This is a genomic window from Cupriavidus sp. 01L45 (assembly GCF_056399885.1).
Genome location: NZ_JBFTSG010000057.1, coordinates 47,378 through 68,547, shown reverse-complemented (window position 1 = coordinate 68,547; position 21,170 = coordinate 47,378). Strand labels below are relative to the sequence as shown.

General features: G+C 66.1%; 18 protein-coding genes. 10 read left to right on the top strand and 8 right to left on the bottom strand.

The window, feature by feature from the left end:
* Positions 1-268: 268 nt before the first annotated feature.
* Both AC1DT6_RS31625 and AC1DT6_RS31620 read left to right on the top strand, forming a co-directional pair.
* A complete protein-coding gene (locus tag AC1DT6_RS31625; protein ID WP_441634536.1) occupies positions 269-1,123 on the top strand; it encodes an alpha/beta fold hydrolase in 855 nt (284 codons plus the stop codon).
* A gap of 316 nt (positions 1,124-1,439) precedes the next feature.
* The gene (locus AC1DT6_RS31620; protein ID WP_441634534.1) at positions 1,440-1,670 is read left to right on the top strand and encodes a zinc-binding dehydrogenase; all 231 of its coding nucleotides are present in this window, start codon (positions 1,440-1,442) and stop codon (positions 1,668-1,670) included.
* Between the two features lie 57 nt (positions 1,671-1,727).
* Here the strand turns inward: AC1DT6_RS31620 and AC1DT6_RS31615 are convergent, their stop codons facing one another.
* From AC1DT6_RS31615 to AC1DT6_RS31590, 6 genes are all read right to left on the bottom strand, one after another.
* A complete protein-coding gene (locus tag AC1DT6_RS31615; RefSeq protein ID WP_477115199.1) occupies positions 1,728-3,950 on the bottom strand; it encodes a phosphocholine-specific phospholipase C in 2,223 nt (740 codons plus the stop codon).
* A gap of 159 nt (positions 3,951-4,109) precedes the next feature.
* Positions 4,110-5,510 carry an FAD-binding oxidoreductase gene (locus AC1DT6_RS31610; protein WP_441634579.1) on the bottom strand — a complete coding sequence of 467 codons (1,401 nt, stop codon included), beginning with the start codon at positions 5,508-5,510 and terminating at the stop codon, positions 4,110-4,112.
* Between the two features lie 82 nt (positions 5,511-5,592).
* On the bottom strand, positions 5,593-6,396 hold the full coding sequence (gene hpaI / locus AC1DT6_RS31605) for a 4-hydroxy-2-oxoheptanedioate aldolase (RefSeq protein ID WP_276288809.1): 804 nt from the start codon (positions 6,394-6,396) through the stop codon (positions 5,593-5,595).
* Between the two features lie 38 nt (positions 6,397-6,434).
* Complete coding sequence (locus tag AC1DT6_RS31600; RefSeq protein ID WP_477111644.1) at positions 6,435-7,907, bottom strand: NAD-dependent succinate-semialdehyde dehydrogenase; 1,473 nt, start codon at positions 7,905-7,907, stop codon at positions 6,435-6,437.
* A 485-nt stretch (positions 7,908-8,392) separates the two neighbouring features.
* Positions 8,393-9,916: a UxaA family hydrolase gene (locus AC1DT6_RS31595; RefSeq protein WP_035865492.1), complete on the bottom strand. Its 1,524-nt coding sequence runs from the start codon at positions 9,914-9,916 to the stop codon at positions 8,393-8,395.
* Positions 9,917-9,923: 7 nt separating this feature from the next.
* Positions 9,924-10,937 carry a tripartite tricarboxylate transporter substrate binding protein gene (locus AC1DT6_RS31590; RefSeq protein ID WP_441630368.1) on the bottom strand — a complete coding sequence of 338 codons (1,014 nt, stop codon included), beginning with the start codon at positions 10,935-10,937 and terminating at the stop codon, positions 9,924-9,926.
* 157 nt (positions 10,938-11,094) lie between these two features.
* On the opposite strand from AC1DT6_RS31590, the gene AC1DT6_RS31585 reads away from it, so the two are divergent.
* Positions 11,095-12,081, top strand: coding sequence for a LysR substrate-binding domain-containing protein (locus tag AC1DT6_RS31585; protein WP_441630366.1), 987 nt, complete (start codon positions 11,095-11,097; stop codon positions 12,079-12,081).
* Between the two features lie 20 nt (positions 12,082-12,101).
* On the opposite strand, the gene AC1DT6_RS31580 is transcribed toward AC1DT6_RS31585, so the two are convergent.
* Entirely contained in the window at positions 12,102-13,364 is a 1,263-nt protein-coding gene (locus AC1DT6_RS31580; protein ID WP_477103930.1) for a serine hydrolase domain-containing protein, read from the bottom strand.
* Positions 13,365-13,756: 392 nt separating this feature from the next.
* Here AC1DT6_RS31580 and AC1DT6_RS31575 point away from each other — a divergent pair, with 392 nt between their 5' ends.
* From AC1DT6_RS31575 to AC1DT6_RS31550, 6 genes are all read left to right on the top strand, one after another.
* Positions 13,757-14,224, top strand: a complete 468-nt coding sequence (locus AC1DT6_RS31575; RefSeq protein WP_441630364.1) for a rhodanese-like domain-containing protein — start codon at positions 13,757-13,759, stop codon at positions 14,222-14,224.
* Positions 14,225-14,665: 441 nt separating this feature from the next.
* Complete coding sequence (gene epsC / locus AC1DT6_RS31570; protein WP_441630363.1) at positions 14,666-15,619, top strand: serine O-acetyltransferase EpsC; 954 nt, start codon at positions 14,666-14,668, stop codon at positions 15,617-15,619.
* Complete coding sequence (locus AC1DT6_RS31565) at positions 15,616-15,876, top strand: helix-turn-helix domain-containing protein (protein ID WP_441630361.1); 261 nt, start codon at positions 15,616-15,618, stop codon at positions 15,874-15,876. Before epsC ends, AC1DT6_RS31565 begins: the two co-directional genes overlap by 4 nt.
* A 180-nt stretch (positions 15,877-16,056) precedes the next feature.
* Positions 16,057-16,989 carry a family 2A encapsulin nanocompartment shell protein gene (locus AC1DT6_RS31560; protein ID WP_035870245.1) on the top strand — a complete coding sequence of 311 codons (933 nt, stop codon included), beginning with the start codon at positions 16,057-16,059 and terminating at the stop codon, positions 16,987-16,989.
* Positions 16,964-18,841, top strand: coding sequence for a family 2A encapsulin nanocompartment cargo protein cysteine desulfurase (locus tag AC1DT6_RS31555; RefSeq protein WP_441630358.1), 1,878 nt, complete (start codon positions 16,964-16,966; stop codon positions 18,839-18,841). Before AC1DT6_RS31560 ends, AC1DT6_RS31555 begins: the two co-directional genes overlap by 26 nt.
* Before the next feature lie 259 nt (positions 18,842-19,100).
* The gene (locus tag AC1DT6_RS31550) at positions 19,101-19,871 is read left to right on the top strand and encodes a ferredoxin--NADP reductase (RefSeq protein WP_035870249.1); all 771 of its coding nucleotides are present in this window, start codon (positions 19,101-19,103) and stop codon (positions 19,869-19,871) included.
* A gap of 630 nt (positions 19,872-20,501) precedes the next feature.
* Here AC1DT6_RS31550 and AC1DT6_RS31545 read toward each other — a convergent pair.
* Complete coding sequence (locus tag AC1DT6_RS31545) at positions 20,502-20,696, bottom strand: hypothetical protein (RefSeq protein ID WP_441630356.1); 195 nt, start codon at positions 20,694-20,696, stop codon at positions 20,502-20,504.
* Between AC1DT6_RS31545 and AC1DT6_RS31540 the strand changes: the two genes are divergently transcribed.
* Positions 20,695-21,168 carry a nuclear transport factor 2 family protein gene (locus AC1DT6_RS31540; protein WP_441630354.1) on the top strand — a complete coding sequence of 158 codons (474 nt, stop codon included), beginning with the start codon at positions 20,695-20,697 and terminating at the stop codon, positions 21,166-21,168. The two genes, AC1DT6_RS31545 and AC1DT6_RS31540, sit on opposite strands and share 2 nt — an antisense overlap.
* Positions 21,169-21,170 lie beyond the last annotated feature (2 nt).

Sequence of the window (21,170 nt, the reverse complement as noted above, 5' to 3'; positions counted from 1 at the left end):
GAGAGGTTACATGGTTCGGTTGTGTCGCGTGTGCCTTCCAAGCAACTGGACGATTTAATGGAGCGTCAATGCAATCTCTGCACGGTTGTCGCTGGCGTCGCGCGCTGAAGACTTTGCCGCACTGGATGGAGCGCTGGAACGAATCGGACAGCCAGTTCTGCTTGTCGGTGATGCGTATGCTGGAAAGCGGAGGCCGCTTTGGATGGTGGCAGCCGCTTCCAACTTGTTTTAGCTATTGGAAACGTTACAACTCACGAGAGAGAGCGTCATGCCCCCTATGTCCTATCGCCACGCCGACGTCGACGGCTTCAAGGTGTTCTATCGAGAAGCCGGTCGTGCTGATGCCCGGAAAGTGCTGCTTCTCCACGGCTTCCCAAGCGCGAGCCACATGTTTCGGGACTTGATCCCGCAACTGTCGGAGCGCTTCCATATTGTTGCGCCGGATCTACCCGGGTTCGGCCGGTCGGATATGCCGGCCCATGACACGTTTGCCTACACGTTCGACAACATTGCCAACGTGATTGGCAGGTTTACCGAAGTGATCGGGTTTGATCGCTTTGCCGTCTACGTATTCGACTACGGTGCGCCGACGGGTTTTCGGCTTGCGCTGAAACATCCTGAGCGGATCACCGCGATCATTTCCCAGAACGGCAATGCTTACGAGGAAGGACTGAGCGAAGGCTGGAACCCTATCCGGGCCTATTGGCGAGATCCTTCGCAGGGCAACCGTGAGGCACTTCGCGCCCTGTTGACTCCGGAAACGACAGTCTGGCAGTACACGCACGGGGTATCTGACACGGCCTCCGTATCGCCGGACGGCTACTCGCTCGATACTTTTTACCTGGGCCGTCCCGGTGCGCACGAGGTTCAACTTGACCTGTTTGGCGACTACAAAAGCAATGTCGCGTTGTATCCCGCGTTTCAGCAGTATTTCAGAACGCACAAGCCGCCGTTTCTGGCTGTTTGGGGTCAGAACGATCCGTTCTTCCTGCCAGCTGGAGCCAGGGCATTCAAACGTGACATCCCTGGCGCGGTGGTGCGCTTCTTCGATACGGGCCACTTCGCCCTTGAGACACATACGCCAGAAATCGCTGCGGCGATACGTGACTTTCTTGTTAGTTGAAGTGTGGCTGTTTGGTCGATATGGAACGGCCAAAACACACCAATCAAATTGACACCGGCGGCGAGTTCCCTGTTGGGGCGAAGGTCGCTGCATTGATGGGAGGTCTCGGTCGAACCACCAACGGGAGCTATGCGGAATACACGCGCGCACCGGTGTCCAGCGTGGCATTGATTGCATCCAGCCTGCTTGGTCCGAACTGGCGGCCATCCCCGAAGCCTATGCAACGGCATGGACCTGCCTGTTTCGCAATCTCGACATCTCGGAGGGACAGACGTTGGTCATCCGGGGTGCGACATCATCGTTTGGACGGGCGGCGGTGAAACTGGCGGCCAATGCCGGTGCGCGGGTCATCGCAACAACACGCACTCGCGAGCGTTTCGAGATGCCGGAGGGTCTGGGCGTGACACGTGTCGAGCTTGAGGGATCGGACCTTTCGAAGCGAATTGCCGAGGCAAAGCAAGTTGACGCGGTACTCGACCTCGTCGGCAACAGCGCCATTCTCGATGCGCTGGCGCGCTGGCTGCATCGGTGGTGGATGCCGTCGTAGGGCCTTCGGCCTTTGCGGGCAGAGGGCGCCGCCCCGGTCAGGCGGCGCGCCTCCCGTTCAGCCGAGCGGGTCCGCGCTCACCCCCATGGCCGGGTCGCTCACCGTGTGCTTGCCCGTTTCCACCCGTCCGGCAAAACGCCGGTAGAACGCGGGGTCGCTGTCGCAGGTCACCGAGAAGTCGTACCACTGGCCGCTGTCCGCCAGGGACCAGTGCCTGGAGTCGGCGCCCTTGCCGGCGACCTTGACCGGCCACGGACCGTCCTTGCGGTAAGCCTGCGGCGTGATGGTGAAATTGCAGGCCTTGTCGCCGGCGTTCATCAGCTCTGCATAGACGTCGCCATTGGCGATGTCATAGCACACGCGGATCTCCGGCGCGGCGCCGGTGTCGGCGATCCGGCCGGTATCGCCCTTGAAGTGCCGGTGGTAGCCATTCGGGCCGACGACCCAGAGGTCGTACATTCCGAGGTTGTCCCGGCGCGCGTTCCAGGTGTCGCTCAACAATTTCCCGGCTTCCACGACGTAGCGCCGCGGCAGCCGATCGAGCTTGTAGCGGTCGTAGACGTGGAACACCGCGGCCTGCGAGCCCGTGTTGGAGAACACCAGTTCCACCACGCCCGCGGCGTTGCAGCGGGCGCTGGTGTGCAGCTCGTAAGGCAGCGCGCGCGAGGGACGCGTGCCGCTGGCCTGGATCGGCAATTGCATGTCCAGCGGCAACGGCACGGCGGGCAGCGCTTGCTGCGCGTTGCGCAACTGGTCCGCCGCGGCGCGCGTGCTGCGGCCGTCAAGCGTGGGCAGGGCTTCGTCGTTCGGTGTCTTGAAATTGAACGCGCTGGTCAGGTCGCCGCAGACGGCGCGGCGGAACGGGCTAATGTTGGGCTCCGCGACGCCAAAGCGCGCCTCCAGGAAACGCAGCACCGACGTGTGATCGAACACTTGCGAGTTGACCCAGCCACCGCGGCTCCACGGCGAAATCGCGAACAGCGGCACGCGCGGACCCGGACCGTAGACGCGGCCATCCGCTGCCGGCTGGCTGCTGCTGCCTGCCGGCGCGGGATGGCTGAAGTACTCGGCGCTCATGTCGGCATCGCCGAGCGTTGACTTCCCGGCCAGCGACAGGTCGGCGTTGCGTGACGGCGCCGACGGCGAGGGCATATGGTCGAAGTAGCCGTCGTTCTCATCGAAGTTGACCAGCAGCACGGTCTTGCTCCATACCTCGGGCACGGCAGTGAGCGCATCCAGGACTTCCTGCAGGAACCACGCCCCCTGCACCGGGCTGGACGGCCCGGGGTGCTCGCAATAGAGCGAAGGCGCGTTCATCCAGCTCACCTGGGGCAGCTTGCCCTCGCGGATGTCCCGCTTGAACGCATCCAGGTAGCTCTCGGGGCCGATCCCCGGCAGCGTATTGGCGATGCCCTTGTAAAGCGGGTTGGCGGCATTGTCCGTGGCAGCGTCGTAGGCGTGGTACGGCAGGGCCTGGCCGGTATTGGCATAGGGTACGCCGGGTGCGCCGCCGCTGGATACGGGGAAGCCGGACGCAATGTTGGCGAGGCGGAACGGCCGGAACGCGCCCAGCATGTTGTCGCCCCATTCGTCCGGCATGTTCTGGTACGAGATCCAGTTGATGCCTGCTTCTTCCAGGCGTTCCGCATAGGTTTTCCAGGTGTAGCCCCTGTTGGCCGTGGCAGGCAGGCCGTCGATCCAGTCCCACTCGTTATTGACAAAGGCAACGCCGGCGGCGGCGCCGTTTGTGCCGGTCAGGTGGAAGGAGCGGTTGGCATCCGTGCCGGTATGCATCGAGCAGTGGTACGCATCGCACAGCGTGAACGCGTTGGCCAGCGCGAACTGGAACGGGATCTCCTTTTCCTTGAAGTACCCCATCGAGGTGTCTGTCTTATGGGTAGGCCAGCTTGCCATGCGCCCGTTGTCCCAGGCTTTCTGGCTGTCCACCCAAGCGTGCGGCGTTCCAGCGGCGCGCTGCGCGTTGTTGGCGCTGCCGTCCAGGTGATAGGGGGTGAGTACGGCGCCGTTGGTACGCTGCTGCTGCCATACCTTGCGGCCGTTGGGCAGCGGGATGGTGAACCTGTCGCCGAAGCCGCGAACGCCCTTGAGCGTGCCGAAGTAGTGGTCGAACGAGCGGTTCTCCTGCATCAGGATGACCACATGCTCGACGTCCTTGATGGTGCCGGTGGCGTTATTGGCCGGGATCGCCAGCGCCTTGCGGATGCTGGGAGGAAAGGCCGCCAGTGCTGCCGCGCGGCGTGAACGGATAGGCCTGCGGATCTGCCTGAATCCTGCCGGAGAACTTCGCGAAGCGGCTCGCGACGCGCAGACGAAAAAAAGCCCGCGGCTAGGCGGGCTTCGTGGGAGCAGGGCGGTGCGGAAGGCTTACCGTGGCGCGCCGGCGGTCGGCATGGCGCCGAGACCGCCTGGAAACCAGGGTCAATCCAGCTTCGGCAGCATCTTGGCGGGATTAAGCAGGTTCTTGGGATCCAGCGCCCGCTTGACCTGCCACATCAGTTCCAGTTCCACCGGCGACTTGTAGCGCTTCAGGTCGTCGCGCTTGGCCACGCCGATGCCGTGCTCGGCGGAGATCGAGCCGTTTTCCGCGTGGGCCAGCGTATCCACGGCCTCGGAGATCGGCGCGTACCACTGCCCGAGGAACTCCGCCGCGCTCCGGTCCTTGGGACGCAGCGGGTTGAAGTGCACGTTGCCGTCGCCCATATGGCCGTAGATCACCATGCGCGCGGCGGGCTCCAGCGCCAGCACCTTGGCCGATGCGTCGCCGATAAACGCGGCGATGCGCGACAGCGGCACCGAGACATCGCACTTGATGCTGCCGCCGGTGCGGGTCTGCGCGTCCGAGATTTCCTCGCGGATTCGCCAGAAGCGCTGGGCGTCGGCCATGCTGGCGGCCACCGCTGCGTCCAGCACCAGCTCCTGCTCCAGTCCGGCCTCAAGGATTTCCATCAGCGTGGCGTTGAGGCTTTCGTTGCTGCCGCCGGAGGTGAGTTCGATCAGCACCATCCAGTCGTGCCGGGCGGGCAGGGGCGAAGCCACGTCGCCAAGGTATTCGAGCACCAGTTCCAGCGCGGGCGCGGAGATCAGCTCGAACGCCGTGACGGCCTGGCCGCCGATCTGCTTGGCCACGCCCAGCAGGCGCACGGCCGCTTCCGGGCTTTGCACGGCCACGAAGGCGACGGCGCTGGCGCGCGGCTGCGGCATCAGCTTGAGCACGGCGGCGGTGATGATGCCGAGCGTGCCTTCGGAGCCGACGAACAACTGCTTCAGGTCGTAGCCGGTATTGTCCTTGCGCAGGCCGCGCAGGGACGAATAGATCCGGCCATCCGGCAGCACCGCCTCGATGCCCAGCACCAGGTCGCGCATATTGCCGTAACGCAGCACGGCGGTGCCTCCCGCGTTGGTGGCGAGGTTGCCGCCGATCTGGCAGGTGCCTTCTGAGCCGATGCGCAGGGGGAACAGCCGCTGCTCCTGTTCGGCCGCGGTGCGGGCCGCGTTGAGCGTGACGCCGGCCTGCACGGTCAGGGTGTCGTTGATGGTGTCCACCGCCAGCACGCGGTTCATGCGGCCCAGGCTCAGCAGCACAGCGGTGCCGCTATCGTCGGGCACCGAGCCGCCCATCAGGGAGGTGTTGCCGCCTTGCGGCACCACCGGCACGCCATGGGCATGGCACCAGGCCATGACCTGGCTGACCTGCCCGGTGGTCGATGGCATGACCACCACCCGGGCCTTGCCGCGATAGATGCGGCGGTAGTCCGTGACATAGGACTCGGTATCGGCATCGCCGCTGAGGCAGGCGCCGGCGCCGACGATGGCTTGCATGGCCGCCAGCGTGGTGTCGGGGGAGGTGTGGGAGTCGGTCGGCATGTGGGCGTGCTTGGTTGTTGAAGGGGCGGCGCGGGATTCAGTAGGCGGCGGACGGGCCGGCCGCGGGCGTGGCGCAGGTGCCGATGAAGTCCGCCGCCAGCCGGCGCGCGGCGCCAGCATATACCAGTACGTCCACGCCGGTCGCCACGAAGGTGCAGCCCAGCTCCAGGTAGCGCCGTGCCAGCTTGGGGTCGGAGGTCAGCGTGCCGGCGGCCTTGCCGCTGGCGACGATGGTGCGCATGGCGCCCTCGATGGCGGCCTGCACCTCGGGGTGGCCGGGGTTGCCGCGATGGCCCATCGAGGCGGCGAGGTCGGCCGGGCCGATAAAGACGCCGTCGACGCCGTCCACGGCGCAGATGGCTTCCAGGTTGCCCAGGGCCGTCACGGTTTCGGCCTGCACCAGCAGGCAGATTTCATCGTCGGCCACGGCGAGATAGTCGGTGCGCGCGCTCCATTGCGAAGCCCGGCCCACGGCGCTGCCCACGCCGCGAATGCCCAGCGGCGGATAGCGCGTGGCGCTGACCAGCGCGGCGGCCTGCACGGCGGTATCCACCATCGGCACCAGCAGGTTCTTCGCGCCGATATCCAGCAACTGCTTGATCAGCGCCACTTCGCCCGCCACGCAGCGCACCACGGGCTGCGAGCGGTAGGGCGCGATGGCCTGCAGGGCGTGCAGCGTGGCGTGGAGGTCGTTGGGGGCGTGCTCGCCGTCGATCAGCAGCCAGTCGAAGCCGGCCGTGGCCGAGACTTCGGCCAGGTAGGGCGATGCCATCGAGAGCCACAGGCCGACCTGGGGCTGGCTGGCCGCCAGCGCGGCCTTGAATGCGTTGTGTGCGGGCATGTTGGTTCCTGTATGTCGTGGGCCGGGTGCCGCAGCGCTCAGCCGAGCTGGCCCTGGCAGAGATATTTGGTGTGCATGTAGTCGTCCAGCCCGTGGCGCGATCCCTCGCGTCCGTAGCCGGATTCCTTGACGCCGCCGAACGGCGCGGCCTCGGATGCGATGGCGCCTTCGTTGATGCCGACGATGCCGGTTTCCAGCGCCTGCGCCACGCGCCAGATGCGGCGCACGTCGTTGGAGTAGAAATAGGCGGCCAGGCCGAACGGTGTGTCGTTGGCGTCGCGGATCACTTCGTCTTCGCTGGCGAAGCGGAAGATGGCCGCTACCGGGCCGAAGGTTTCCTCGCAGGAAAGCGCCATTTCCGGGGTGGCATGGGTCAGCACGGTGGGAGCGTAGTAATGCGGGCCGTCGGCGAGGCGCACCCGTTCGCCGCCGGTGATCACGCGCGCGCCCTTGGCGACCGCGTCTTCCACGTGGCGGGCGATCTTGTCCACGGCGCGGGCGTTGATCATGGGGCCGATCTGCGAGGCTTCCTCGGTGGCGGGGCCGACGTGCAGCGCGGCCACGCGCCGGGCCAGCCGCGCCACGAAATCATCGTGCACGCCGGCCTGCACATAGACGCGGTTGGGGCAGACGCAGGTCTGGCCGCCGTTGCGGAACTTGGAGGCCATCAGGCCGTCGACGGCGGCATCGAGGTCGGCGTCGTCGAACACGATGAAGGGTGCGTTCCCGCCCAGTTCGAGGGATAGCTTTTTCAGCGTGCCGGCGGATTCGCGGGCCAGGTGCTTGCCTACCGGCGTGGAGCCGGTAAAGGTGATCTTGCGTACGCGGCTGTCTGCCAGCCAGGTGTCGACCACGGCCGGGGTGTTGGCGCGCGAGGCGGTGACGATGTTCAGGACGCCCGGGGGCAGGCCCGCTTTTTCGGCAAGGTAGACCAGGGCGAGCGCGGTCAGCGGCGTGTCTTCGGCCGGCTTGGCGACGACCGTGCAGCCGGCAGCCAGCGCCGGGGCGATCTTGCGGGCGATCATGGCGAGCGGGAAGTTCCATGGCGTGATGGCTGCCACTACGCCTACCGGTTCCCTGAGTACCAGCATCTTGCGGCCAGGGACGGATTCGGCCACGATTTCGCCGCTGATGCGGGTGGCTTCCTCGGCGAACCATTCCACATAGGAGGCGCCGTACTGGACTTCTCCGCGGCTCTCCTTGATGGGCTTGCCTTGTTCGGTGGAGATGATCCGGGCGAGGTCTTCCTGGTGTTCGAGGATCAGGGCGTGCCAGCGTTTGATCAGTTGCGCCCGTTCGCGGGCTGTGCGGCGGCTCCAGGTTGGGAAGGCGGCTGCGGCTGCGTCGGCGGCGTGGGCTGCGTCCTTGGCGGTGCTGTCGGGGACGGAGGCGAAGGTGGCGCCGGTGGCGGGGTTGGTGACTTCCAGGTGCTGGCCGGTTTGGCTGGCGGTCCATTCCTGGGCGATCAGGTTTTGGGTGCGGAGGAGGGCGGGGTGGTTGAGGGTGAGCATGGCGGCGTCTTTGGCGTCTGTTGGGCTTGATTGGTGGCGGTTGACTTCAAAGGCAACGTCAATGGCTTAAAGTCAAAGGCTTAAAGGCTTAAAGGTCAAAGGCAGTTTCACCTCCCCTGCGGGGAGGCGACCTACTTTCTTGTCTTGCCAAGAAAGTAGGCAAAGAAGGCGCGCCGGATGGGGCGACACCCCCTCGGGATCCGGCGAAAAGAGCGGCCGGGACCCAAACTCGCATCGCCTTAWGGCGATACTCAAACATGGGTCCCTCTTTTCCGCTCTTTTCGCCGGATCCCGAGGCGCCCCATACGGCCTGGTACACCTTGACGGCTCGCTTCGCATCGCGYTGGGGTGTGGCCCGCCCTTGGGGGCGCTCCACACGGCTACACCGAAATTTGGTCTGGCGATATCGCCTTTTTTGGGCGGCGAGGCAGAGGGCGGGCGCTCGCCAGGCCACGGTGCGGTCCAAAGCCAATTGGCTTCACTTCCTAGCTGACGATTCCCAGGTGCCAGGGCACGAACTCGTTGTCTCCCAGCCCCAGTGCTTCGCTCTTGGTCGGATGGCCCGAAGCGGCCTCCAGGATGTGTTCGAAGATCCGCTGCCCCATTTGCTCCACGCTGAGTTCGCCGTCCAGCACCAGCCCGCAGTTGATGTCCATATCGCTTTCCAGCCGGGTGTACATCGGCGTATTGCTTGCCAGCTTGATGGTGGGCGCGGGCTTGGAGCCGAACATGGAGCCGCGGCCGGTGGTGAAGCAGATCAGGTTGGCGCCGCTGGCAATCTGGCCGGTGGCGGCTACCGGATCGTAGCCGGGGGAGTCCATGAAGACGAAGCCTGCCTGCTCGATCGGCTCGGCGTATTCGTAGACGGCCTGCAGCGGCGTGGTGCCGCCTTTCATGGCGGAGCCCAGCGATTTCTCGAAGATATTGGCCAGGCCACCTTGCTGGTTGCCGTGGCCGACCACGCCGTTGAACTGGGCGTTCTGGCCGGCGGTGTAGCGTTCCCACCAGGCCAGGCGGTCCAGCAGTTTCTGGCCGACTTCGGGTGTCACGGCGCGGCGCGTGAGCATGTATTCGACGCCGTGGATCTCCGGGGTTTCCGACAGGATGGCGGTGCCGCCGTGGCGTACCAGGATATCCATCGCCGCGCCCAGCGCCGGGTTGGCGCTGATGCCGGAGAAGCCGTCCGAGCCGCCGCATTCCAGGCCGATCTTCAGGTGGCTGGCGCTTACCGGCTGGCGTACCGCGGCGTTGGCGCCCGGCAGCATGTCTTCGATGGCGCGGATGCCGGCCTGGATGGTGGCCGCCGTGCCACCGGTGTCCTGCATGACCATGGTGCGTACGTGGCTGCCGGGCACCAGGCCTTGCGATTCCACCAGCCCCGCTACCTGGTTGCGCTCGCAGCCCAGGCCGACGATCAGTACGCCGGCCAGGTTGGGATGGCGGGCGTAGCCGGCCAGCGTGCGGCGCAACACGTCGAAGTGCTCGCTGGGCGAGGACATGCCGCAGCCGCTGGTCTGGGCGAAGGCGGCCACGCCATCCACATTGGGATAGGCCGCCATGCGCTCGGGCGTGAAGTGGTCGGCGATATGCCGGATCACCGTGGCCGAGCAGTTCACCGACGAGAGGATGCCGATGAAGTTGCGCGTGCCGACACGGCCATCGGGCCGCACGAAGCCCATGAAGGTGGCGCGCTCGGCCTCGGGCACATAGTCCACCGGCCGTACGTCCTCGCAAAAGCCGGGGTCGCGGTAGAAATCCACCAGCGCGAGATTGTGCGAGTGGACGTGGTCGCCGGCCTCGATATCGCGCTCGGCCACGCCGATCACGGTGTCGAACTTGCGTACCTGCGTGCCCCTGGCAATGGCGCAGGCGGCGATCTTGTGCCCGGCGGGCACTTGCGCGCGCACGCGCAGGCCCAGTTCGGGGAGGTTCTGGCCGAGGCTGAGGGCGTCCCGTGCGATCAGGACGTTGTCGTTGGCGTGCAGGCGGATGAGGGCGGCGGCGTTCACGGGGCGGTCAACCTTGTTGCAGCAGCTCTTTGAGCTTGAGGCGCTGGATCAGTTGGGTTTCCTGGTCGTACACGGTGCTGATGTAGCGCTTGTATTCCGGACCGTCCAGGTACATGACAGGCGCGTCGATGCGGGCCGCGACCTGCTGGAACTCCTTGCTGGCCACGGCTAGCCGGAAGGCGTCGCGCAGCTTCTTTTCCACGGCGGGGTCCAGGCCGACCGGCGCGCCGATGCCGTTGGGGGCTTCCACCACCACCTTGTAGCCGAGTTCCTTGAGCGTGGGCGTGTCCTTGAAGCGCGGCGTGCGCTGGTCGCCCCAGGTCGCCAGCAGGCGCAGCTTGCCGGCTTCCACGTGGGGCGCCCACGAGCTGGAATCGGCCAGCAGGTCGACCTGTCCGGCCAGCACGTCCTGCAGCGCCTGCGCGCCGCCCTTGTAGGCGATGGCATTGAAGCGGATGCCGGCGGCCTGCGCGAATTCCTCCATGCCCACGTGGGTGGCGCCGCCGATGCCGGCATGCGCGTAGGTAAGCTTGCCGGGGTGCGCCTTGGCTTCCGCCACCACTTCCTTGAGCGACTTGAAGCGCGAGTTCGCCGGCACCGCGATGCCGAAGGTCTGGCCGGAAGTGCGGGCGAGGTAGGTGAGTTCGGTGCGCGGATCGAGTTGCAGCATGCCGAGTTGCGAGAAGCGCGTCACCGAGATCGGGATCTGGCCGATGGTGTAGCCGTCCGGCTTGGCGCGGGCCAGCGCCTTGGTGCCGATCATGCCCGAGGCGCCGGCGCGGTTTTCCACCACGATCGATTGCTTGAGTACGCCCGACGCCACCTGGCACAGCGCGCGCATCGACTGGTCGGCGGTGCCGCCGACAGGCCACGGGCAGATAAAGGTGATGGGACGTTCCGGATACTCGCCAGCCCGTGCGAAGCCCGGCAGCAGCAGGCCTGCGGTACCGGTCGCGGCGGCCGCGGCCCCGCCGATGAGCAGGCGGCGTCGCCCGGGATTGATGCCGTGGGGTGCGGTCATGTGTCGTCCTCGCAGGATGTCATTATTGGAGTCATGGGCCGGTGGCGGTGTTCACCGGTCAGGCTGGATTGTGGCAAAGCGCTTCATAACAATCCAATCAATGATCGGAATGGCTTCATAACCTTAAAGTTAAGTAGAAGTTGGGTAGAATCCCGCCATGCCCCAGATCGACCGCGCGCTGCGCTCCAATATCAAGCTACGCCACCTGCAACTGGTGGTGGCGCTGGACGAGTTCCGCCATCTCGGCCATACCGCCGACTTCCTCTCCGTGAGCCAGCCGGCCGTCTCCAAGATGCTCACCGAGGTGGAGAAGACGCTCGGCCTGACGCTCTTCACACGCTCCACGCGCGGCACGGAGCCGACGCCGGCGGGCGCCTCGCTGGTGCGCTTTGCCCGCTCGGTGCTGGCGCAATACGAGCGCACCCGCGATGAGATCGCCGCGGAGGCCAGCGGCGCGGCGGGGCGCACGCGGGTGGGGTCGATGGGCGCGGCCTTGCCGGTGTTGCTGGCGCAGGCTGTCAGCCTGCTCAAGCAGCGTTCCGCGCAAGCTACCGTGCTGGTCGAGGAGGGGGATTTGCCGCACCTGCTGCCCAAGCTGCGGATCAGCGAGCTGGACCTGATCATCGGTCGGCTGGAGCCTGGCTATGCCGCGCCGGACCTGGTCACCGAGCCGCTGTACAACGAGCCGATGGTGGCGGTGGTGCGCAGCGGCCACCCGCTGGCGCACAAGCGCGCGCCAGCCTGGGCAGACCTGGCCGGCATGCCTTGCGTGATGCCGCCGCCGTGGGCGTCGCTGCGGGTCAAGCTGGAACAAGAGTTCTACCGCCACGGGCTGCAGCCGCCCACGGACCTGATCGAATCCTCCTCCTATCTGGCGATCTCGACCTTCGTCACCCAGCGCGACGCGGTGGGCTTCCTGGCCCGGTCGGTAGGGCAGCAGTTCGAGCGGGAGGGGCGTTTCCACATCCTGCCCATGGACGTGCCGCTGGAACTGCCGCCCGTTGGCCTGATCACGCTGCGCGAAGGGCGGCTCACGCCCAGCAGCCTGCAACTGGTGGAGTGCCTGCGCGCGGCTGCCGGGCAACTGGCCGGACAGCAGAAGCCGGCGGCCAAGAGGGCGCGCGCGCCACGGCGGGCGGGCTAGGCCGTCCGCGTCGGGACAAGTCAGCGAGGGCTGGCCAGCAGGTGTTTCGCCAGTGCGTGAAAGGCCGGAATCGTGGTCGGGTCGTTGGCGGCATTGCCGGCCACGGGGTTCGAGGCGTAGCGCACGATCACCATCTCGGCCTTCGGGTCGATATAGATGCGCTGGCCGTGGACGCCCCGCGCCATGTAGGCGCCGTGCTCGTTATGGGTGACCCACCACATGTCGCGATAGCTGCCGCCCTTGAGCAGGGGATAGTCCGCCCTGGCAAAGGCGGCCTTGTCGCCGCCGCGGCGGATGTCGTCGACCACGGCCCTGGGCAGGATCTGCTGCCCGTTGAACCTGCCGTCGTTGCGCAGCATCTCGCCAAAGCGCGCCAGGTCGCGCAGGCCGGTGTTCAGGCCGCCGCCGGCAAAGGGCGTGCCGATCGAATCCACCGTGAAATACCCGTCCTGCTCCGCGCCCAGCCGGCGCCAGATGCGTTCCGATAGCAACCCGGCCACCGAGCGCCCGGTCACGCGCGCGATCACCCAGCCCAGTGCGTCGGTGTTGACGGTCTTGTAGCCGAAGGCCGCGCCATGCTCGCCCTGCGGCTGGATCGCCTGGATGGACTCGTAGTAGTTACGCGGGCCGGTGTAGTCCCTGGGCTTGGGCAGCGGGCTGCCCGCCTGCGCGTGCAGCCAGACCTCGGCGTCCGGGTCGGCATAATCCTCGCTGTACTTGAGGCCCGTGGTCATGTCCAGCACCTGGCGCACGGTGGCATTGCCAAAGGCGGACGAGGCGAGTTCGGGCACATAGTCCACCATGCGTTTGTCCGCATCGAGGCGGCCTTCGGCGACCAGCATGGCGCCGAGCGTGCCGATGACCGACTTGGTGACCGACATCGCGGCGTGCTGGCCGTCGTCCTTCAGCGCGCCGAAATAGCGCTCGTACACGATGCGCCCGCGATGCAGCACCACGATGCCATCGGTGTAGTTGGCCGCGAGCGAGGCTTCCCAGGTCATGGGCTGGGTGGCGCCGATCGGCATGAACCGCAGCGCGTCGATATCGGTGCGCAATGCGCGCGGCAGCGGCACCGGCGCGCCCAGTCCGCGCGAGACATTGACGGTGGGCATCAGCTCCCGGAAATGCGACACGCTCCAGCGCAGGGCGGGAAAGCGCCAGTAGCTGCCATCGTCGAAGCGCACGGTGCGGTCGGGTGGCGGCGGCGATCCCGCCATCCAGCCAAGGCCGGCGGGATCGCTTGCCGCGGCATCCGGCGCGGGCGCGTCGGCGGCCCGCGCCATGGATAGCAGCCCGGCACCGCAAAGGGCCAGCGCGGCCAGGCCGCGGCGGCGAATGCCGTTACGCATCGTCAAGGTCATTTCCGAATCTCGAATTCATGTGGAAGGGCGCCCGCGCAATATAAACCATTCGAATGGCGGCACACGGAGCATTGCCGTCTGCCGACAAACGCTGCGCGGCTTGGCGCGGGGCCGCCGTTTCCGCCTGCGCTGCCTGCCGTGCTGGATGAACTGTCTTTGGAAATGCGTTTTTATTCGTTCTCAATCTTCCCGCGCCATTTCATAGTTGTGGCGTGATGGCTATAGGCGGTTGCCGTCAACCACAAACCGTGCATCGGGGAAGGCCCGGCCGCATCGATCCCGGCGCGGATAACAGGCTGCAAGGAGAGCGTTTCATGACAGTTGCATTGGAAGACAAGATCAAGCATCCCGTGCTGGAAGCCGCACGCGGCGTGGCACGTTCCTCCGGCCTGCCGTACGCCGGCCGCGTGACGCCGCAGCAAGCGTGGGCGCTGTTCAGCGCCGGCGACGCCGTGCTGGTCGATGTCCGCACCGCCGAGGAACGCAAGTTCGTCGGCTACGTGCCCGACACCCTGCACGTGCCCTGGGCCACCGGCACCAGCCTCACCCGCAACCCACGCTTCGTGCGCGAACTGGAAGCCAAGACCGGCAAAGACACCGTCGTGCTGCTGCTGTGCCGCAGCGGCAACCGCTCCGCGCTCGCCGCGGAAGCCGCCACCAAAGCCGGAAAGGCCCACGTGTTCAACGTGCTCGAAGGCTTCGAAGGCGAAATCGACGAACGGCAACGGCGCGGCAAGAGCGGCGGCTGGCGCTTTCATGAATTGCCGTGGGTCCAGGATTAAGGGTGGCGGGCAGGATGGGCCAATGCCGGTTGGAATGACTACGGCTGTCAGGAACCACTGGAAACGGAGCCAGTGCATTCTTTGCGGCACGGCGACATGGCAAACGCCCGCCCTCTCCCGCAAGCGGGAGAGGGGAGCAAACCGAGAGTCGATTCAAACCTCGCAGGGTGTAGCCGTGTGGAGCGCCCCCAAGGGCGGTCCACACCCCCAACGCGATGCGAAGCGAGCCGTGAAGGTGTACCAGGCCGTATGGGGCGCCTCGGGATCCGGCGCGCCTTCTTTGCCTACTTTCTTGGCAAGACAAGAAAGTAGGTCGCCCCCCGCAGGGGGGTGAAACCGCCTTTGACTTTAGGCTTTCAGGCCTTTGACTTCCGGCTCACACACAAAAAAAACAGCACAACCTACCACGCCAACAAACACAAAAAAACGGGGAGTACCAAAATGGCTGACTTCGAAATCGGCGTGATCGTACTCGCCCTGCAGCAAGTACGCCAACAATGGCGCGAAGGCCAACAACGCCTGCTGGAACCAGGCGGCCGGGACCTGCCCTCCCGCGACGCCCTGTCACAAATCATCGCCACGCTAAAAGGCGTCCTGTTCCCCATGCGCCTGGGCCCCCCCGACCTCCGCCAGGAAAGCGAAAATCTCTACATAGCCCACTCCCTGGACGCGGCCCTGCACGGCCTGCTGGCCCAGACACGCCTGGAACTGCATTACGCGGCGCGCCATGGCGACCGCGACGAAGCCGCGCTGCGCGCGCAAGCGCTGACTGCAATACGTGAATTCGCCGGAGAACTCCCCCGCATCCGCAGCCTCCTCGACAGCGACGTCCTGGCCGCCTTCCACGGCGACCCCGCCGCCGGCAGCGTCGACGAAGTCCTGCTCTGCTACCCCGGCATCCTCGCGATGATCCACCACCGCATCGCCCATGCCCTCTACGGCCTTGGCCTGCCGCTGCTCGCGCGCATCGTCGCCGAACTGGCGCATGCCGAGACCGGCATCGACATCCATCCCGGCGCCCGGATCGGCGGCGGCTTCTTTATCGATCACGGCACCGGCGTGGTGATTGGCGAGACCACCATCATCGGGGAGCGAGTCCGCTTGTACCAGGCCGTCACGCTGGGCGCCAAGCGATTCCCGCGCGACGCCACCGGCAAGCTGGAGAAGGGCCTGCTGCGCCATCCTATCGTCGAGGACGATGTGGTGATCTACGCCGGCGCCACCATCCTCGGCCGCGTCACGCTGGGCCGCGGCGCGGTGATCGGCGGCAACGTCTGGGTGACGCAGGACGTAGCCCCGGGCGCCCATGTCACACAGGCCGTGTCGCGCAACGAAACCGCCAGGGCGCCATCCGCAAGCGGCGCGCAGCGCGCCATCGAGGCGAGCCTGCCATGAACGACCTCGTAAGGACCCTGGGCGCCACGGTGCGCCAGTTGCGCGAGGCGCACGCGTGGTCGCAGGAAGAGCTTGCCGAGCATGCGGGGCTGAACCGCTCGTATATCGGCGAGATCGAGCGCGGCAGCGCGATCGCCTCGATCGTCACGGTGGAGAAGCTTGCCGCCGCGCTGGGCGTGCCGATCTCATGGCTGCTGAAAACGGGCGGCACGCACGCAGCGCCACGCGACGCGGAGATTGCCGGCACGCGGACGTAGCCAGTTCCGGGTGATGCGCGCAAATCCCCGCGCATTGCCGTCTATAGCATGTTGAACGGGGCGGGCCGCCTCCCGATAATCGCTGCGGTAATAACGATTCTTGTTTTTCTCATATGGCAATCCGCCAGCAATCCACCAGCAATACGCTGGCAATCCGCTAACAGCCCAACGGAGTAGCACATGTCGGTAAACGGGAGCGTCCAGACGGCGCTCGGCGATAACGCAGCACGGCAACTAGCCAATGCCACCAAGACCATTCCCCAGCTCGCGACCATCACGCCGCGCTGGCTGACGCATTTCCTGCAATGGGTACCGGTGGAAGCCGGCATCTATCGCCTGAACAAGGTGCAGGACCCGGAATCGGTCAAGGTGGCCTGCACCCAGCGCGACGATGAGGGCAAGCTGCCCCGCACCTTCGTCAACTACGAAGAGCAGCCGCGCGAGTATTTCCTGAACGCGGTGAGCACCGTGCTCGACGTGCACACCCGCGTGTCGGACCTGTACAGCAGCCCGCACGACCAGATCAAGGAACAGCTCCGCCTCACCATCGAGACCATCAAGGAGCACCAGGAAGGCGAGCTGATCAACAACCCTGACTACGGCCTGCTGGCCAACGTGGCCGAAGAGCAGCGCATCTTCCCGCTGACCGGCGCGCCCACCCCGGACGACATGGACGAACTGCTGAGCAAGGTGTGGAAGGAACCGGCTTTCTTCCTGACCCACCCGCTGGCGATTGCCGCCTTCGGCCGCGAATGCACGCGCCGTGGCGTGCCGCCGCCCACGGTGAGCCTGTTCGGTTCCCAGTTCATCACCTGGCGCGGTATTCCGCTGATCCCGTCGGACAAGGTGCCGGTGGCCGACGGCAAGAGCAAGATCCTGCTGCTGCGCGTGGGCGACAAGCGCCAGGGCGTGGTCGGCCTGTTCCAGCCGGGTGTGGCGGGCGAGCAGGGCCCGGGCCTGTCGGTGCGCTTCATGGGTATCAACGACCAGGCTATCGCTTCGTACCTGATCTCGCTGTACTGCTCGCTGGCCGTGCACGCGCCGGATGCGCTGGCGGTTCTCGATGACGTGGAGATCGGCAAGTACCATGACTATCCTGACACCTACAAGTAATCCGGTGCATCCGTCCGCCAGTTCGCCGGCAGCGCTGCCGGGTGCGCCCGCGGTGCCGCCCGGCCTGCCCGATCCGGCGGTGCTGGCGCGCCTGGCAGGGGCATTCTTCTCGGCGCTGCCGGGCACGTCGCCGGCTGCCGCGCAGTCGCTGCCGGTGGTGAACAACCCGGCCCCGCCGGGTTCGCCCGTGGCGGGTCCTGGCGGCACGGGCACCGGCGTGCCGGGTGCGTCGATTCCGCAAGGCCATGTGCCTGGCGCCAACCTGCTTCCGCCGGCGCCCACGCATGTGCTGTCGCTGCCCAGCCGGGCACCCGCGCTGCGGCCGGCCGCGGTGGCGCAGAACGGCCTGCCCGATACGGTAGCCACGGTGGCGCCCGCGCTGGAAAGCCGCTTAGGCGGCCAGGCGCTGGGCGTGCCGCACGCTGCCGCGCCGTCGCCGCAGTCCTCGGCTGCCCCTGCCTACTACTTCCTGGAGGGCGCCGGCCGCGACCTGCATGGCGGCCCGGCAGGGCTGCGCGACATCGCCACGTCCGGCGATCCGCTCTCGCTGCATCTGCCGCAGCAAGGGCCGGGCGCCTACGGCTACGGGCGCGAGCAGGAGGAGGCGCTGCCGTGGGCATCGTCTTCGGCGCGCGTGCCGTTCGACGTCAACGCGATTCGCCGCGATTTCCCGATCCTGCAAGAGCGCGTCAACGGCAGGCAGCTGGTCTGGTTCGACAATGCCGCCACCACCCACAAGCCGCAGTCGGTGATCGACCGGATCTCTTACTTCTACGCTCACGAGAACTCCAACATCCACCGCGCCGCCCATGCGCTGGCAGGGCGTGCCACGGATGCCTACGAGTCCGCGCGCGGCAAGGTGCAGCGCTTTATCGGCGCATCCTCGCCCGACGAGATCATCTTCGTGCGCGGCACCACCGAGGCCATCAACCTGATCGCCAAGACCTGGGGCGCGCAGAACGTGGGTGAGGGCGACGAGATCATCGTCTCGCACCTGGAGCATCACGCCAATATCGTGCCGTGGCAGCAGCTTGCCGCGCAGACCGGGGCGAAGCTGCGGGTGATCCCGGTGGACGATTCGGGCCAGGTGCTGCTGGATGAATACCGCCGGCTGCTCAACGACCGCACGAAGATCGTGTCCGTGACCCAGGTCTCGAACGCGCTCGGCACCGTCGTGCCGGTCAGGGAGATCGTCGACCTGGCCCACCGCGCCGGCGCCCGCGCGCTGGTCGATGGCGCGCAGTCGGTCTCGCATATGCGGGTGGACGTGCGGGCGATCGATGCCGACTTCTTCGTGTTCTCCGGCCACAAGGTGTTCGGGCCTACCGGGATCGGCGTGGTCTACGGCAAGCGCGAGGTGCTGGAGGACATGCCGCCCTGGCAGGGCGGCGGCAACATGATTGCCGACGTGACCTTCGAGCGCACCGTGTTCCAGCCGCCGCCCAACCGCTTCGAGGCCGGCACAGGCAATATCGCCGACGCGGTAGGGCTGGGCGCCGCGCTGGACTACGTGGAGCGGGTGGGCATGGAGAACATCGCCCGCTACGAGCACGACCTGCTGGAGTACGCCACCCACCTGCTGCAGCCCATCCCGGGCGTGCGGCTGGTGGGCACGGCGCGCGACAAGGCCAGCGTGCTGTCCTTCGTGCTCAAGGGCTACGAGACCGAGGAAGTGGGCAAAGCGCTCAACGAGGAAGGCATCGCCGTGCGCTCCGGGCATCACTGCGCCCAGCCCATCCTGCGGCGTTTTGGCGTGGAGGCCACGGTGCGGCCCTCGCTGGCCTTCTATAACACCACGGACGAGGTGGACCGGCTGATTTCAGTGGTCAGGCGGCTTTCCGGGCGCCGTTAGGGCGGCATTGGGGCTGTATTGGCGCGGTGCAGGGGCGGAAAACGCGGGGCGTGGGGCTTAAAACCCCCCTGAACATGCATGAATCGGGACGCGCCCTGCGTTTTCTTCTAAAATCCGCTATCTTCTCACCTTGATCGGCGTGTCTTCCTGCCTTCGGACCGGAGCCCGCCTTGTTGAACGCACCCGGCAAGCTACCGCCCAGCCACTGGCATCAGGCCCACCGACGCCGGCGCTATCCAGCGCTTACCGCGCTTTATTCATGAGCAATCTCAACCAGCAAGCCATCCTCTCCGTCCACCACTGGACCGACACGCTTTTCAGCTTCACGTGCACCCGCGACCCCGGTTTCCGTTTCGAAAACGGCCAGTTCGCCATGGTCGGCCTGGAAGTGAACGGTCGTCCGCTGCTGCGTGCCTACAGCATCGCCAGCGCCAACTATGAGGAAACGCTGGAATTCTTCAGCATCAAGGTGCCCGACGGCCCCCTGACGTCCCGCCTGCAGCACCTGAAGGAAGGCGACCAGATCTTCGTCGGCAAGAAGCCCACCGGCACGCTGCTGGTCGACAACCTGCTGCCGGGCAAGACCCTGTGGCTGCTGGCCACCGGCACCGGCCTGGCCCCGTTCCTGTCGATCATCCGCGACCCGGAAGTGTATGAGCGCTATGACAAGGTCGTGCTGACCCATACCTGCCGCTTCGTCGAGGAACTGGCCTACCGCGAGTTGATCTCGGAGCACTTGCCGCAGCATGAGCACCTGGGCGAGCTGATCCGCGAAAAGCTGGTGTATTTCCCCACCGTGACCCGCGAAGAGTTCGACAACCAGGGCCGGATCACCGACCTGATCGCCAACGGCGAGCTGTTCGAGCGCCTGGGCGTGGAGCCGTTCTCGCTGGAGAACGACCGCATCATGCTGTGCGGCAGCCCCGATATGCTCAAGGACATCCGCGCGATGCTGACCGAGCAGCACTTCACAGAAGGCAATATGAGCGCGCCGGGCCATTTTGTGCTTGAAAAGGCATTTGTGGGCTGATCATCGGTCCATCTTGGCGATAACCGGGGCTCCCCGGCATCGCCTAAGCCTGCAGGCGGAACATCACCCGGAAGTGAAGACCCAGGGTGGTCAGGACGATCCCCGCCAACTGGTGCACGGGCCAATCGGAGGCGGGGCGAACATGCGGGGCGAACATGCGGGTCGCACATTGCTTTGACGGCCTGATAGACCTGACACAGAGACGATTGCTGCAGGCACTCGCCCGCCACCGTGCGCGCACAAGCCGGACACCGGCAGCCAGGAGCCGCGCATAGACGGTCAGGAGATCGCGGGCAAGGACTGTACGAGGCCGGCCGGCGTGCCGAAGCGCAGCGCCTGCGCAAGGCCTTCCCACCATTGATTCGCGCCGCGGCGCACACAGATCCGCTGATCGTCACGTTCGTGCTGCTTTGCCGCTGCGCTCCCGCAGCGTCGAATAGGGCACGAGCGCATCATCCGGCTTTGCGCCGGTCATCAACCTGCGGTGCCACCCCGTTGCGGATGAAGCGGATAACGGATTCGCGGAACAGATCGTGTTCCGCTTCAAAGATTCGACGTCTCGTGCTCATGCAATCTCCATCTCATTGAGCGGCCTCTGCGCGGGGCAGGTTTTCGATGGATTATCCGCAGTCAGGGCAGATCCGCCTCATCCGAGGTGATGAATTCCGGGTCATGCGCTCCGGGCACCGGCCCGCCGCCCGACAATTCATCCTTTCGAATGAGGCAATGCGCCAGCATCGCGCCACATAATTCTCCGGCCGGTGGATCCTGGCCAACACAGTCCATCCGGAATTCCACGCATAACTTCCTTGAGAATGCCGTCATGAGCCCTTTCGAAAGCCACGCACAGGTGACTGCCTGCCATCAGAGCGTTCTGCTCTTCTACTATGGCCTGGACAGGGCGGATTATCCCCTCGCAATGAAGCAAGTCGCACCCGATTGCCTGTGGGAACGCGGTGGTGTCATGCTGCGCGGTCGACAACAGATTGAAGCGTCAGTGAGGAAGAGATCGGCAACGCAAGTCGCGCGGCATATCGTCAGCAACTTTGCGATGCTCGTGCAGGATCCGGAGCGTGCCACGGCGGCCTATTGTCTGGCCCTGCATCTGTATGACAACGGCGCGCCCGCCACCCTCCCGGTACCGGGTTCCACACCATTTCTGCTCGCGGATGTGACATGCCAGTTCGCACTGGAGCCCGACAATGCCTGGCGCATACGGCAGCTGGATGTCGGGCGCGCATTCAGCTATTCCCGGGAGGTGATCTCTCCCTTGGCGCAAGCACCCAGGCTGGGTTGATC

Coding starts and splice junctions, on each gene's coding strand:
- epsC (WP_441630363.1), top strand. CDS start 14,666: ATGGCTGACTTCGAAATCGGCGTGATCGTACTCGCCCTGCAGCAAGTA.
- AC1DT6_RS31580 (WP_477103930.1), bottom strand. CDS start 13,364: ATGGCGCGGGCCGCCGACGCGCCCGCGCCGGATGCCGCGGCAAGCGAT.
- AC1DT6_RS31555 (WP_441630358.1), top strand. CDS start 16,964: ATGACTATCCTGACACCTACAAGTAATCCGGTGCATCCGTCCGCCAGT.
- AC1DT6_RS31565 (WP_441630361.1), top strand. CDS start 15,616: ATGAACGACCTCGTAAGGACCCTGGGCGCCACGGTGCGCCAGTTGCGC.
- AC1DT6_RS31625 (WP_441634536.1), top strand. CDS start 269: ATGCCCCCTATGTCCTATCGCCACGCCGACGTCGACGGCTTCAAGGTG.
- AC1DT6_RS31575 (WP_441630364.1), top strand. CDS start 13,757: ATGACAGTTGCATTGGAAGACAAGATCAAGCATCCCGTGCTGGAAGCC.
- AC1DT6_RS31560 (WP_035870245.1), top strand. CDS start 16,057: ATGTCGGTAAACGGGAGCGTCCAGACGGCGCTCGGCGATAACGCAGCA.
- AC1DT6_RS31610 (WP_441634579.1), bottom strand. CDS start 5,510: ATGCAAGCCATCGTCGGCGCCGGCGCCTGCCTCAGCGGCGATGCCGAT.
- AC1DT6_RS31540 (WP_441630354.1), top strand. CDS start 20,695: ATGAGCCCTTTCGAAAGCCACGCACAGGTGACTGCCTGCCATCAGAGC.
- AC1DT6_RS31585 (WP_441630366.1), top strand. CDS start 11,095: ATGCCCCAGATCGACCGCGCGCTGCGCTCCAATATCAAGCTACGCCAC.
- AC1DT6_RS31550 (WP_035870249.1), top strand. CDS start 19,101: ATGAGCAATCTCAACCAGCAAGCCATCCTCTCCGTCCACCACTGGACC.
- AC1DT6_RS31545 (WP_441630356.1), bottom strand. CDS start 20,696: ATGACGGCATTCTCAAGGAAGTTATGCGTGGAATTCCGGATGGACTGT.
- AC1DT6_RS31600 (WP_477111644.1), bottom strand. CDS start 7,907: ATGCTCACCCTCAACCACCCCGCCCTCCTCCGCACCCAAAACCTGATC.
- hpaI (WP_276288809.1), bottom strand. CDS start 6,396: ATGCCCGCACACAACGCATTCAAGGCCGCGCTGGCGGCCAGCCAGCCC.
- AC1DT6_RS31590 (WP_441630368.1), bottom strand. CDS start 10,937: ATGACCGCACCCCACGGCATCAATCCCGGGCGACGCCGCCTGCTCATC.